This is a genomic window from Edaphobacter aggregans DSM 19364 (genome assembly GCF_000745965.1).
Lineage (GTDB): Bacteria > Acidobacteriota > Terriglobia > Terriglobales > Acidobacteriaceae > Edaphobacter > Edaphobacter aggregans.
In genome coordinates this window covers 1-13,637 of the sequence record NZ_JQKI01000133.1, presented here as the reverse complement: position 1 = coordinate 13,637, position 13,637 = coordinate 1, and the positions used below count along the sequence as shown (strand labels likewise).

Here is a 13,637-nt window from a genome sequence, read left to right as displayed (position 1 = left end):
GAGGTGGACGCGCCCGGCTCTTTGAGTGACCCGCAAGCAAACCACACCTCCTTTGGTTCGTCCCCATTTCCGAACCCGGTTCACCGCGTTTCGGTACTGTCCAGAAACGCCACACCTCCTTGCCTGATGCGATTTAGGATGCCCCGTTGTCTAAATCCGTGGGCCGCTTTCTGCGGCAGACATCTTGCGGAAGGCGCAGTCGGCATCTCAATTAGTGCAATTAGTGAACTGTAGACGTTTCCAGCGCATTCATCTGTCAGGTTCGAGAGGTGTCCACCATGGCCGAGCCCCTTACCACTTATGTAAACGACCACCTCGGTGGTGCCCGTATAGCCCTTCAGCTGCTTGAAGCAATGCACGATCAGCATGACGATCAACAGTTCCGGGATTTCGCCGGAGCGTTGCTCCCGGAGATTCAGGCTGACGATCGCACCCTCCGAACCATCGCCGAGAAGATTGGCTCGGGTCCAAGCGCGATCAAAGAAGTCAGCGGCTGGCTTCTTGAAAAAGCAGGGCGTCTAAAACTAGGCCATACAGGTTCAACAGACTTCGCGATGTTCGAGTCGCTAGAGTTGCTGGTGCTCGGCATACATGGCAAATTGTGCCTCTGGAAAGCACTTCTGGTGGCCTCCAGGTCGGACTCTCGTCTGGATGAGTTCAATTTTGAGACGCTCATTGACCGTGCCCAACAGCAGTACGATGTGACGGAGAGCAAGAGACTCAATCTTGCTCAGACTGTCCTGGCGCCAACAAGTTCGGCCTAGCAGACAGCGCGACAAAACAAATCAGCCGATTCACCACGTTTTTGATCTCCTTTGCCCTAAGGGACCGGATAGAGCCGCGTCGAGGTTCAGTCCTCCCAGGTACTACATGGGCCTATAACAACTGGGACTTCAACGCGGCAGGCACGGCTTTTGAGAAGCTGACAGGGAAAAACATCTACGACGCTGTTGAGAGTGATCTGGCAAAACCCCTTGGCATGCAGATTTCGATCGGAAGCTGCAGCACAATGTTCCGTTGGTCGAGTCAGTGCATCCCGAGTATGCGATGTTTCTTTCGACAAGAGATATGGCGCATACAGTCCTTCGATCCTCGAAGATGTGAATAGAGCCTGCAGAACATTCGGAGTCAAAGTCAATGTTCGGTTTTGGGCGCATTACGGAAGCCAATTTGATTGTAGTCACCTGCGGCGCGTTCCTGAAGTGCGCTCACTCAATCTCGATTGCCTTGCGGGTATTTCAAACGTCGCTCAGATTGGACAACTTGATCATTTGGAAGAGTTCTCGTTCGGGGTGTTCGAATCTGATCTGCCCGACCTCTTGAATACGCCATCGTTGTTCGGCGTACGCAAGCTGATACTGGCCGAATCGCGGAGGAACAACATTGACCTAGCCCCGCTCGTGGGCTACGAGCGACTGGAGACCCTATTTCTCTCAGCGCAGAAGCGGAACATCGAATCCGTAGGTCGCCTTCACTCAATCAAAGAACTTTCGCTCAGTTGCATCGAGAAGAGCCAGTCCTTAGGCTTCGTCAGCGGGCTTCACGGTCTGTCCGCGCTAACGTTGCTGCTTGGAGGCCGTAACAATCTTGAGGAGTTGGCACACGATGGAATCAAACATCTGGAAGTTCTTCGCGTTCGCGGCATGAACACGATTGACTTAGCGCTGTTCCCCAAGATTGAGGAGTTTCGAGTCGAGGACCAGCTGCAACTCCAGAATCTGAATTTGGATAGAGGCCCCAATCTGAGGTGGGTATCCATTTGGAATTGCAAGACATTTTCCGAGCTTCAGGGAACGCGACACGCACACCACCTCGAATACCTCTTCGTAGGGAAAACGGCGATCGAACCTGATGCATTCCTCCGCGAACTTCCTGAGAGTCTCAAAAAAGTGTCTCTGACCGGCTACGGAAAGCGCAAAGACGATGGACTCCAGAACCGGATCGAATCGCTGGGGTATGCTCCAGCCAAATACATGGAGGATATTCACACAGGCTAAGGATTCGAGTTCCTGCAAAGTTCGGGATTTCGGTAACTTGCTGGGAACTTTCTCAAAACCCCGGTTTTTCATGCACTCCAAAGTGACAAGCCGCCAGCGTTGGGATTGTTTCCGGTTTGCCGACAATTGGACCGAAACCCGCGATTCGACCTTCAATCTGTCTGGATGAGTGCCTCGCCCTGTTATCAGCAATTGAGATCAAGATCGGTAAAACAGAAGCCAACATTTTCGATACCGGTCCGTGACGAACGCTCGATGCGCAGGGAACCTGTATTTCTGATCGAATCATTCTGGTGTCCGGGACGGTATCAGCAAAGAGGTGCCATCCGGGATCGCTGTATCTGTACGAAATGGGGGCTTTGACTGCGCGAGCTTCGGTTTTGCAGATGGATCGAGGATCACAAACCTTCCCGAATGGCTGATAAAGATGGAGCTGAACAATGAGGTTGGCAAGAATCCATCCACGCCGAATGAGGGAATATTCTGTGCCGGTACAACGACTGTAACTTTGAAGAGCCTGTGCCCAAGCCGAAGAAGAGCCTTTTGCGCATCGGCAGCAAAGTTGTTTCCGTGGATACCCTCAAAGGCCGCCGAATTCTGCCAAACCCCTGCTCTGCCGACCTGTGAGCAAAGCAGGAGATGCGGGGTCCCGGAATCGAGTTGTAACTTCGCGTCCTTGTGTCCAAATTCGTAGAATTCGCGCAGTTGCCCCATCACGACCAGTCGGTCCGAAGTGAGCTTTTCCCCATCCGAACCGTAGACACTTAAGGGAAGGTGCTCACCGGACAACATAACTCCTAGAGGTCCAGGGCCGCGCTCGAACTGGATCAGATGTCTACGATTGTCGATTAAGATGTCGAAATAGCGCAGGAAATCTTCTCCGAGTATGCCACGGACCTTAGGCAGAAGATCGTAGTGGCTCATGACGACCATATTCAGATTCCGCACGGTTGCGCCTCCCATCGAAACCGAATCTGTATGGGCGACGGTGGTGACTGCCGCTCCATCCGGCGACTCGAGCGTCGCCCTTCCAGCAGGCTCCAGGTGAAGCTCCTCCGCGAGCTTTTGGTCGAGCACCGTGCGGGTGCTGCCGGTGTCGAGCAGAAAGTCAAAGGGCCCCATTCCGTTTATCGTGAGGGGCACGATGATCATCGACTCTCCCGCAGTCCTGAACCTGGTCTGCATCGGCTGTCCAAACCCCGGTACGAAAGTCGAGAGTGACAAGGCGAAACAGAGAAGTGCGAGAATCCGACTGGATAGACGGAAGGAAGTCATCAGGCTCACCTCGAATCGCAAAACATCGCGTGAGCCGACCCTCGCCCAGGTACTGCCCCCAAGTCTTGGCAGAATCCTGATATTTCTTTGCTAAAATTCTCGCGAATTATTGACTGCGCTTGAAATAAAGGGGTTTCTCGCCTAATCTTGGGGACTCTCCTCGGAATGCAGTCATCGGAGGCCATCCTTGGAACTGTTAAAGGATCCGGAATCTCGCCTCATTTACTCTTTCGGTCCTTTTCAATTGGACCCGGCAGAGCGTCGCCTGCTCCGCGACGGGCGCGACCTGCGTCTGTCGCCAAAGATCTTCGATACGCTGGTCATCCTGGTCGAACGCCACGGCCTCCTCGTCGAAAAAGACGACCTCATGAAGACGCTCTGGCCAGGCATGTTCGTTGAAGAGGTGACGCTGGCCCGGAATATCTCCCTACTACGGAAGGCTCTCGGCGACGTCCCCGGGCAGGATGAAAGCCAATATGTAGAGACGGTCTCAAAGCGCGGCTATCGCTTCATCGCCCATGTCAAGAAGATCTCCCAGTTCGCAGTTTCATCGGACGAACTGCAAGTAGCTGGAACTGAGCTCACTTCATTGAGCATACTGAGCAGGTGGTGGCAGAACCGTCGAGCATGGATCGCTCTTCCGGGACTTGCTCTGTTGCTGCGCCGCATCCCAGGAACGCCCGCCGTCACTGGGCGAGGCTCTCGCGCTGTGCGGATTGCCTGGGGGGCTGCTGGGGTTCTTCTAGGCGCTCTGGTGGCGATGGGCTTCGTTTACATCAAGCTCAAAAATGCGGCATCTGCCAACACCGTTGTGCGTTCCACCATTTTGCCTCCTCCAGATCGCCAGTTCGCAATAGTCGGCTTCGGAGGGTCACCTCCGGCCATCGCTCCGGATGGAAAGCTTCTTGTGTCCCCCGTGCGGGACACCCAAGGGAAGCGCTCCCTCTGGCTGCGTGCCCTGAACGATGCAGGCGAAGGGAGAATGCTTCCCGGTACCGAGGGGGGCACCGATCCCTTCTGGTCTCCCGATGGCCGCTCGATAGGATTTTTTGCCGGGGGGAAACTCAAGCGAATCGATTCCGACGGAAGCGGGCTGCAGGTACTTTGTGATGCGCTGAGGCAAAAGGGCGGAACCTGGAGTCCGGGCGGAATCATCCTGTTCTCACCGTTAGGTATCTCGGGGCTGTATCAAATACCGGCCAACGGCGGCACCCCAAGACAGGTCACACAATTGAACACGGGCCGCGGAGAAAGTCATCGTAACCCCATATTTCTTCCCGGCGGAAGGCACTTTCTCTTCCAGGTGATCAACAATCCGAATCCCGAAATCAATGGAATCTACGCCGGGTCGTTGGATTCGCAGGACCATCACATGGTGGTCCGGACGACCTTTGGATCCGTCTTCGAGTCGAGTGGAACCATTCTGTATTTGCGCGACGACCGCTCCCTCGTGGCGCAGCCGTTCGACGAACGGAAGCTTGTAACTACAGGTGAGCCCACCGTTCTGCCGGACCGCGTGGAATCCAGATTCGGCACACGCCCGGCGTTTACCGCCTCTCGTGCAGGTGTGTTCGCCTACTATCCCGCCAGTCCCGGCGGGTCCGTAGCTCTTACCTGGTACGACCGTGGCGGAAGGCGCGGCGATCCGCTCGATACTGGTATGCCCGTCGCTCCTGCCCTGTCACCGGATGGCACCCAGGTAGTCGTGACTGACCTCAGCCCCCGTTTGAGTTCTGATCAGTGGAGTTACGACCTGAGCCGCGGCACGAAGACCCGCCTGACCTCTGGTCCAGGACATAAACAAGTTGCGGTATGGCAGCCGGATGGCCGATTTGTGCTGTTTACTTCAATCCTAAAGGGTGCACCATACATCTCTCGTATCAAGAGCGACGGAACGGGGGCTGTGGAGACGGTTCACGAGACGCCTGGCGTATCTGAGATACTTTGGTCAGCGTGTCGGAATGGCCGGTATCTGGCCTATGAGCAAACCACAACGGGTTCGCAGACCTCAGTCTGGATACTTCCCCTTACCGGAGACCGGAAGCCCTTTGCTTTAGTTCAGTCGCAGTTCGCAGCGAATCGTTCGCCCGTTTTCTCTCCCGACTGCAAGTGGGTTGCCTATGTCTCGGACGAGACCGGCCAAAATGAGGTTTACATCACCCATTTCCCCGAAGTCACACGCAGATACCAGGTATCGCCGCAGGGCGGCACATTTCCGCATTGGCGCAGTGACGGCAGAGAGCTGTTTTACTTTTCTGGGCTGCAAAACAGCATGATGGCGGTGAGCGTCGACGAAAAGGCCGACGATATCTCGCTTGGGTCTCCACGAGCGCTCTTTCATCTAGTCAACAACGCGGAGATTTCTGGCCCCTTTGACGTGACCGCGGATGGACGGCGTTTTCTGCTCACGGAGACCAGCTTTGCGGCTGGTACCGTCCCGCTCACCCTCGTCACGAACTGGGACGCGGAGTTGAAGAAGAGGTGAGCCTCGGAGCGGACACGGTTTTCTTTCCTGGTTTCGTGACATGTGCCGGAATCACCCGTTTCCCCAGTGAACTGGCTGTCTCGTGACATCAGGACAATACCAACTGATCAGTTGGCGAGAATCGCTAAGTCACTCATTATGACGTTTCGCTCGATAACCGAATTCCTGGCGGATGACGGGCACACAGGAAGTAACCCGCGTAGTGCCCGCAAAGTCCTAGTGCTGTATCTGGAGCGCCCATTTTCTTCAGTTGGTCTGATTGAAGCGCTGTGAGGGCGCTTCGGATACAGCGACTTCGCAAACGTGTCGTTGTGAAGCCCTCGCCCAGTTGCGACTTCACCGTAAGAAGGAAGCCGCTGGCAATTGGTTTGCTATGGGATTTGAATGGTGCTGCGTCGAGGCCGAGGGTATCGGAGGTCAGGGGTGCGTGGTGCGGATACGGATTGCGGGAAGAGTTCGCGGAGGCAAGCTTATGGATGAGGCAGCAGAAAGAGGGTGAAGCGGTGGTCTCGAGTGCGTTGGAGCGAGATGCGACGCAGGGACTCTGTGCGTGCCGGAGCAGGTAAGCAGGTCGAGGTTGGAACTGTGGGTTCATGCGGCACACTCGCGGGACAGCGGAGGAGAGCGAAGCAGGAGTTGAGCTGCGGAGAGGTGTTCGACGACGTGCATGGTTCCGCCGCAGACAGGGCAGTTCCAGAGCGGTGCGGAGCGGGTATGGGTTGAAGTCTGCGCTGCCTCTATCTGTCGGGGCAGTCCGGCGCTGTGGAACAGGTGGAAGCAGAGCGGCAGGAGGGCAGCGCGGTACCGGTTGGCGAGGAAGCCGAAGTTGCGGATGCGCACGAAGCCGCGCGGGAGCAGGTGGAGGAGGAAGCGGCGCAGGAACTCATCGACGGGCAGGGTCATGAGCCGCTTCTTGTTGGCGTGAGCGGAATCTCTCCAGCGGAAGGTGACGTTGCTGTTGGCGAGGGCAACGAGTCTGTGGTTGGAGATGGCGACGCGGTGGGTGTAGGCACCGAGATAACGCAGCGCGTGTTCCGGCCCGCCAAAGGGGCGCTTGGCGTAGACGACCCAGTCGTGGCGAAACAGGAGTCTGAGCCAGGAGGTAAAGGTCCCCTGGGCTGCGAGTGGTGCGAGGTTGCCGTAGAACTGGAGTGTGCCTGTATGGAAGGCGCTCTTGAGTCCGGCGACGAACTTGCCGCGGAACACGCGGCTGAGCACCTTGATGGGGAGAAAGAAGGAGCGGCGGGAGGAGATCCAGCGGGAGTGTTTCCGTCCTTGCCGACCATCCAGAAGGATTTATAAATCACTAGCCTTCGTGGGCGCGTTGATTTTCTGGCTCAACTGGTCAGCGCGCCGTTACAGTGTTCATTTGCCGTCACGTCTTCGATAGCGCTGGTCGGAGCGAGCCGCTTTGAATCAAGGTAGCGGCCGGCTCAATTGAAGTTTACTGCGGAGCAGTCGATCCCTTGTCGGGTACCTGTTCGAAACCAGGGATGATGCGCGCGTTCCCGCGGAACACGTGGTACTGATCAAAGGTGAAGACGTTCATCTGCGTTTCGTAAGGCCCCCAAACGGCGAAACCGACATTCCATTGAAGAAGCATAGCCACGTAGCGTCCTCTCCAAATGTTCACGCTGCGGAGGGGCACAATGTACGTCTTGCCGCCGATCTCCACCGGACCGTAGCTCACCATCATGTCCGAGCGCTTCGTCGGAACGAAGCCGGGCAAATCGGATTCCGTCTGAACGCGAAGTATCGCGCCAGTCCCAGGATCGATGACAAGTTCGCCATGCGCATCAGCAGAGATTCCGATCCGAGCGTCATTACTGCCATTTGCATTTGGGTAGCAGCACCCAATCAGATCCAAAGTCGGAGTACCCGTTATCCGGTAACGAAATACGGCGCGGCGTCCGTTGGTGTTCTTTTCCCACCATCCCCAGGTGACGTCGCCAGACGACTTCGACACGGCTTGCAGCACGTTGAGAATCGGGCCAAAGGTGCCATATGTTCGCAAAGGGTATACCTCGGTCCCGGTGTGCGGCGACGCACTACTTACAATCTCTTCGCCTTTGCGATAGAGTACGGTCTCTTTTGATTGCTGCTCAGCATGAAGAGGCTCTGACACATTTGTTTCGTTGAGTCCGGGATAAGGAGCCACCTCGCGGTAGTAAACCGCCGTACGGGTCGCGAACAAATTGGGCAACGTTGGAATGACACGGCCCAAATAATCGGCGGCAGCCGTCAGCATTCGCAGTTGCTCAGCCTGATCAGGCGGCGGATCGGCGGAGATTTCCGCAGACGGCGGATCGAGAAATGTAGATTCATCGGCAATCATCTCAAGTGATTTGCGAAGCTTTTGATCATGCACCTCTGCCAAGAGTGACTGAAGCTTTGTATGACTGAGCCGATCGGTTAGCACGAGGGCTGAAAGCTGCCGGGCTACCGAGTTGTCGCCGTGGCCTGCCTTAAAAATTTGCTCAAGCTGCGCCACCGTTAGATGCTGGATCCCGGGATAGGGAGGATCGTTGTAAAACGGCTGATCATAGTAACCGGCGGATGTGCGAGCAGTGAGAGTCGGCAGCCTTAGCACTACTTTCAGTGAGTGATATTCGTCCGCGTGCGCCGTGAGAGGGGGATCGAAGGTAAAAGTGTAAAAAATCCGGGCGTTCTCGATGCGGTCGTTCATCAGCACAACTAAGTCCTTGGACGGGGACGGGACTTGGCCGCCGCTCTGCACGGCCAAAACGTTCTTGAATAGGTTCATCCAGCTTGCTTGCTGAGCCGACGATACAACTGCGAGAGACGGGTTCCAGGCAGGCGACACGCGGTTGTCTTCACCTATCGACAAACACTCGAGGGTGACGCGAGCCTGACGCATGAGTGTGGAGAACCATAAGGTCTTTTGGAAGAGATCACGCTTTACTTCTTCACCCTTCGTGCCGGAGGTGGAATAACCCAGCGGCGCGCCTGGAATGGAATTTCCGAGTAACCCTGTGCCATCGAAGAGATCACGCTTTACTTCTTCACCCTTCGTGCCGGAGGTGGAATAACCCAGCGGCGCGCCTGGAATGGAATTTCCGAGTAACCCTGTGCCATCGGGAGCAAAAGCTCCGGTTCCGCGATTACCTAGACCGGGTCCGATCCAGAAGAGCAGCTTTCTGCCTGGCCGGACAACCTCTGCAGCGGCAATGGTTCCTAGCGCCCTCAGTCCCGCTAATGCGGGGAAGCTGACGAGCGAGGTGTCGGCGACTGCCTTGAACGGCAAATGTACGCGGGGAGCAAGAAAGTATGCATCAACTTTGTTATCGGAATCGACATCGCTGGCAAGCGTTTCCCCGTCCGTCGACGGCTTAGATGTAAGAAAAAATCCCGAATCTTCCAACGAATAAAATGGTCACTGGTTGAGCCAGTTTGCCGGAGTTCTGCCGCAGGAATTGCGCCGCCTGTTGCCGTTCGAAGGCAGCAAGGTCCGGTGGCAGACCCAAAGTGTCAAGGAGAAGGATGACAGAAAGTGAATCATCGGCGTTGGCCGAAAGGCTTTTCGATGCGCGGAAAGCAACGATCCTCTGCGGCTGGCCATTGTCGAACAGACTGAAATCAACGCGCTGAAGTCCGGCTACTGCCTTACCTGCTTGATCAGTTACTGTTGCGTCGAGACGGATGAGCCCTTCGGCACTGACCGCTTCACTCGGAAGCTCCTTTCGCTGTTTAAGCTCCGGATTTCCCGTGCCAATTGCAGTCGGCTTGTGCGTAGTTGGGACTGAACGTTGTCCAAGAGCAGCAGCGAGGATTACCAGAAAACAGAATCCAGACAGAGGTAATTGGTAAAATCCGCGCACCGCCTTCTTCGCCTCCAGATGGCACGAGCGAGTATACGGCTTTCGCCTACGACCGTCTGCCGAAGCCGATTCGACAGGTCAACCCGCACGGATCGTCACCGTCTCTCCGATTGTGCCCGAATCACGGGCAATAACGGAAGTCCCGTTGTGCCCGAAAAGTCTCAATTTCGGTAACTTGCTGGGAACTTTCTCAAAACCCCGTTTTTCGGGAACCGCGAAGGCCGCTTTCTCAGCTGGCCTCGAAATTCAGCCATCAACATATCAAGTCGGAAGTTGATAGACGCTGAGTTCTGAGCCATCTCGAACCAGGAGCAGGTAGCTGCGCCCGTCTACTGAAGCCAACTTCACGAACGGAGGTATATGTGTCAGGTCGAGTTCAGCCACTTCTGTAAGTGTCGCGGTAGAGAAGAGAATAGCGGTTGCGCGGGTCTGCACCCAGCTACCGAAGATGTTGTCCCGCCCTTCGCTCCGTATCCCGAGGCCGAATTGGTGATCCGGGGTAAACCGATCTGGCTGCGGACAATATTCGGCTTTCTTGTCTTTGCAAAGGAATCCTGAAGAAGTCGGGACGTAAGACCCGAGCTTTTTCAGGAAGACCTCCAAGGTCTCAGAACCCGAATACTCCTTACAGCTCTCAACTGTAACCGGAGAAAGTTGTTCCCCCTGCTGTTTGTTGGTTGCGTAGTCATACTTGCAGCTCGGTCCCACCCGCAGTGAGGGAACTTCGAGCGATGCAAATTCGCCGTGACGATTCTCTCCAAACGAAGAGTTGACGAGTAGAAGTCGCCCCTTCCCATCCATCTCGATCGACTGATATTCATTAGAGTCAGCGGCCTTCAAACGGGAGGAATTTATTGGCCTGAACGTTGCAAGATCTACGACAGTTATGATGCTGTCTGTTCGCGCCTTTCCGGCGGGTCGCCCACTCTCCCGCCTCAGCCACTCGGCACTGCCAACACAGATAGCGTGTGCGCCGTCCGAGGTCACGTAGATACTGACCGTGAGATTCTCCAAGTCGTGCCGGTCAGCAGATGAGAAATAGCCCGTGAGCTTGATATGATCGATGATCGGTTTAGACGTGTTCCAGCCATGCACCCGCGCAAGCTCCCAGACTCCATCAGGTCTCGGGCTGAAAGTTAGCAAGTCACCCGATGGCGTCAGTTCTAACGCTTGCTGCTGAAACCTCCCTTCTAAATCCAGCAACGTGAACGCGGGATGACGTGGACCCAACGAAAGCTGCTTAATCAGACGAATCTGAGCATCCGCTCTTGGCGGCGCAATCAGGACGAGAGGCATGAAAATTCTTGTGAGCCACAATGCCAATAGACGATCCATTTCAGAAGTCTACTGGTTCAGGTGCCACCCTCGCTTCCCGGAAAGTCTTGGATTTCGGTAACTTGCCGGGAACTTTCTCAAAACCCCGTTTCTCGGGCATCAGTCCTAGGTTAGGACCGGCGCTGAACGTCTCACGGCAGTATTTGGCGATCGTCTTTGCAACGCAGGAAGGACGTTAGGCAATGCAGTTGGAAGTTCAGCGATTGTGAGAACTGGACTGGGGTCGCTCGCTCGTCCATTTCGATGAATCTGGCATGGCAACAGCTAAAGCCGGTCCAGTTTCCTTTCTGGTCTACGCCACCAGTGCTTTGAGAGTGTTCGGCGTAACCGGTGAAGTCGGCAGGAGGCGGACCAAAGGGGCTTTTGGGCAGTGGACCAAGTCGGGTTGAGAGTATGGAAACCGATGCGGAGTTTGGATGAGGGTAGCCGGGTTGGTCCTGCTGCATTTCAGTGATGTGAATCTCAGCGAGGAAGCCATCAACGAAGTCGAGGTGCACCGTGAATAGGGTCCAAGGAAGCGTAATGCGTAATGGAAGAAATCGCAGGTGGTACGCGAGGGAATTGCTCCACTCAGTCGAGTTGTAAAACTGATAATAGACTTGGCGAACAGCTATTCCCTCGCGTTGCTGGTCTGATATTTCTTCGTAACGGGTGAATGGCTTGAGGGCTGCACGGGCCTGTGCCTCGGTAGTAGTGCCGGGATGGAATCCGCGGACTGTGGCGAGGAGTTTGGCGGCCTGCCAGCGACGATAGTGGCTCACGACCGACTCACTTGCGAGAGGGGCCGCAAGGAGGAATGCTAAGGCGAGGCTGATGGCAGTCGCTGCTTTCCGCATGCTAACTCCTTATCTCTCTTGCAGCGGTTGTCCTGACGACCTCAATTTATCAGCTTATTGCTATCCACACCGGATCGGACCGCGTCATTGTGGTTCCCGCAAAGTCGCGTTTTGACCAAGTTCACATGGCGAGCACGGCCAGCGAGCCGAACTTGGCGAAAACCCCGTTTTACGGGAACTTCAGGAACTACTACGTAGGAATCTCCGCTTTGCAGATTAGACTCGTTGTCCCGATCACGCCGAGTCCGGCATTTCCACAGCCGGATAGGACGCTGCGTTCTGCTCTAGCCAACCGCTTCCGGGGATCGTGTCCCAATTGGTTCGGAAAGCGATCTTTCCCTCCTGTCGCGCGTAATCCCAGTATCGTAGATTCTCCGGGGTCTTAGGACGGCCATAGTGATACCAAGTCCATCGAACTTCTGTGGCGCTGCCAATCCGAAACGTTGTCTCATTGATCTCGACATCCGCTGGATTCCAGACAGCTAGGACTTCATCCTCGTTGAATCGCAGGTGTAAGCAGTCGTCGGTGGCATCGCACGCTACAAGCAAATGGTAATTGTCGAACGGCCTCCCAAACCATTTGCCCCAGAACCTTAGGGTTCCGCGCTTCACGTGGGGAAGAATCTCTGTAATGTCCTTCGCGATCTCTTGAGGCAGCACCATAGTCTCCACAGAATAGGGCATCAAGTTCGGATCGTTAGTCGGCGGGATTGTTTCCGAGTTATGCATGGGCCTGCGGCCCACCCATAGGGATGAAAATCGTGTACTATCGGAAGGCTTGCGGAGGCTGTGCATGCCACGTTTGCTACTTCCTGTCTGTATTTGCGTTACCCTGATAGCGCCTGGGTGGGTGTTTGCTCAAACGAATCGGCCCGTTGGCCATGAACATGGCGCAGTAGACTGCAACGAGTCGCCCATGCCAGGAAAGCGGCCCCCCAACACGGATTGCGCCATTCTTGTACACGCCAAGTTTTCTGTCCTGCCGTCCGGTCCTCTTGTTTGGCGGTTCGAGAATTTCTCGACGAAAGAGGCCGCGCAAAGTGCCGCCACTCCCGCGAGTGCGGTAGTAGAAGCAACAGGCAAGGTCTGGCTCCTCACCCTCTCCTCCAAGGGTAATCGGTCGAAAGGTGGAACGTTCGTCACGGAGACAAACCAACTCCCGTCGATTCCCTCTGGGCCCAGCTACGAGATCGTCGTCTATCAAGCGAACCTCGGCCCGGAAGCCATTGTCCCAGTGCATACACACTCCGGACCGGAAACGTGGTATTTGCTCACTGGCGAGCAGTGCCTGGAGCTTCCTGGTCGAACGGTGCGTGCTCGCGCAGGCGAAACTATGTTTGCCCCGGCCGATACCCCCATGAAATTGAACATGGTTGGCCCTGGAAAGCGGGACGCACTTTTCATCATTGTTCACGACTCTTCTAAACCGGCCACCACTTTCGTCGACTGGCAGCCCAAAGGCGTTTGTCATAAGTAGGACAGCCCAAATCGCCGCGAAGTGCTTTATCGATGAGACCCCCAGCGCAGTCAAGGTTCCGCCCGAGTGACGGGCTATCCGCAACTATCCCGTAGCCCCCGTAAAGTTCTATAAGAAGGAAAGTCAACAAAAAACACTTCGCCTTCGGCTGAATTTTTGTTGATTTTCAGCCCCCTTGGAATTGAGCAGGATTGTTCTCACATTCCGCTCCAAGGCTCGGGACGCTGCGGACAACCGCGTAGCGCTTGTGGGTTCTTCCCCTGTGGTTCTCATACTCGATTTGCGACGATGCCAGTGACTTGTGAAACCAGCAAGCAGAACGTTGGTCATGTGCCAACCATAGTTCTATCTGGGACTCGTGGCCCATTGCTTTTTCAGGTTATCCGAGAGGGC

10 protein-coding genes and 2 pseudogenes are annotated in these 13,637 nt (G+C 55.5%); 5 read left to right on the top strand and 7 right to left on the bottom strand.

The features are described 5' to 3' along the window. The first annotated feature begins 269 nt into the window (after positions 1-269). The 3 genes and pseudogenes from Q363_RS26165 to Q363_RS26160 all read left to right on the top strand — a co-directional run bounded on the left by Q363_RS26165 (position 270) and on the right by Q363_RS26160 (position 1,997). Positions 270-764 (top strand): hypothetical protein, encoded by a 495-nt coding sequence (locus Q363_RS26165; RefSeq protein WP_157467578.1) that lies wholly within the window; start codon positions 270-272, stop codon positions 762-764. Positions 765-805: 41 nt separating this feature from the next. Further along, positions 806-922, top strand: a pseudogene (locus Q363_RS46860) (hypothetical protein); the annotation flags it as partial. 34 nt (positions 923-956) lie between these two features. After that, positions 957-1,997, top strand: a complete 1,041-nt coding sequence (locus Q363_RS26160; protein ID WP_245632477.1) for a leucine-rich repeat domain-containing protein — start codon at positions 957-959, stop codon at positions 1,995-1,997. Between the two features lie 285 nt (positions 1,998-2,282). Here the strand turns inward: Q363_RS26160 and Q363_RS26155 are convergent, their stop codons facing one another. After that, positions 2,283-3,149, bottom strand: a complete 867-nt coding sequence (locus tag Q363_RS26155; protein ID WP_035356660.1) for a retropepsin-like aspartic protease — start codon at positions 3,147-3,149, stop codon at positions 2,283-2,285. Positions 3,150-3,459: 310 nt separating this feature from the next. On the opposite strand from Q363_RS26155, the gene Q363_RS26150 reads away from it, so the two are divergent. Beyond that, on the top strand, positions 3,460-5,757 hold the full coding sequence (locus Q363_RS26150) for a winged helix-turn-helix transcriptional regulator (protein ID WP_035356659.1): 2,298 nt from the start codon (positions 3,460-3,462) through the stop codon (positions 5,755-5,757). A gap of 591 nt (positions 5,758-6,348) precedes the next feature. Here Q363_RS26150 and Q363_RS26145 read toward each other — a convergent pair. From Q363_RS26145 to Q363_RS26120, 6 genes and pseudogenes are all read right to left on the bottom strand, one after another. Continuing rightward, positions 6,349-7,026 (bottom strand): annotated as a pseudogene (locus tag Q363_RS26145) (IS91 family transposase); the annotation flags it as partial. Between the two features lie 175 nt (positions 7,027-7,201). After that, the gene (locus Q363_RS26140) at positions 7,202-9,139 is read right to left on the bottom strand and encodes a hypothetical protein (RefSeq protein ID WP_157467574.1); all 1,938 of its coding nucleotides are present in this window, start codon (positions 9,137-9,139) and stop codon (positions 7,202-7,204) included. Then, positions 9,108-9,596: a vWA domain-containing protein gene (locus Q363_RS26135; RefSeq protein ID WP_035356657.1), complete on the bottom strand. Its 489-nt coding sequence runs from the start codon at positions 9,594-9,596 to the stop codon at positions 9,108-9,110. Before Q363_RS26135 ends, Q363_RS26140 begins: the two co-directional genes overlap by 32 nt. 261 nt (positions 9,597-9,857) lie before the next feature. Next, positions 9,858-10,892 carry a hypothetical protein gene (locus Q363_RS26130; protein ID WP_157467572.1) on the bottom strand — a complete coding sequence of 345 codons (1,035 nt, stop codon included), beginning with the start codon at positions 10,890-10,892 and terminating at the stop codon, positions 9,858-9,860. Between the two features lie 170 nt (positions 10,893-11,062). Continuing rightward, positions 11,063-11,767, bottom strand: a complete 705-nt coding sequence (locus tag Q363_RS26125; protein ID WP_035356655.1) for a hypothetical protein — start codon at positions 11,765-11,767, stop codon at positions 11,063-11,065. A 234-nt stretch (positions 11,768-12,001) separates the two neighbouring features. Beyond that, positions 12,002-12,430, bottom strand: coding sequence for a hypothetical protein (locus Q363_RS26120; protein WP_035356653.1), 429 nt, complete (start codon positions 12,428-12,430; stop codon positions 12,002-12,004). Between the two features lie 253 nt (positions 12,431-12,683). Between Q363_RS26120 and Q363_RS26115 the strand changes: the two genes are divergently transcribed. Next, the gene (locus Q363_RS26115; protein ID WP_051979350.1) at positions 12,684-13,244 is read left to right on the top strand and encodes a cupin domain-containing protein; all 561 of its coding nucleotides are present in this window, start codon (positions 12,684-12,686) and stop codon (positions 13,242-13,244) included. The last annotated feature ends 393 nt before the right edge of the window (positions 13,245-13,637 follow it).

What these genes read in the sequence shown, in the direction of transcription:
- Q363_RS26125 (WP_035356655.1), bottom strand. Translation starts at nt 11,767, where the DNA reads ATGCGGAAAGCAGCGACTGCCATCAGCCTCGCCTTAGCATTCCTCCTT.
- Q363_RS26115 (WP_051979350.1), top strand. Translation starts at nt 12,684, where the DNA reads ATGCCAGGAAAGCGGCCCCCCAACACGGATTGCGCCATTCTTGTACAC.
- Q363_RS26120 (WP_035356653.1), bottom strand. Translation starts at nt 12,430, where the DNA reads ATGGTGCTGCCTCAAGAGATCGCGAAGGACATTACAGAGATTCTTCCC.
- Q363_RS26130 (WP_157467572.1), bottom strand. Translation starts at nt 10,892, where the DNA reads ATGCCTCTCGTCCTGATTGCGCCGCCAAGAGCGGATGCTCAGATTCGT.
- Q363_RS26155 (WP_035356660.1), bottom strand. Translation starts at nt 3,149, where the DNA reads ATGATCATCGTGCCCCTCACGATAAACGGAATGGGGCCCTTTGACTTT.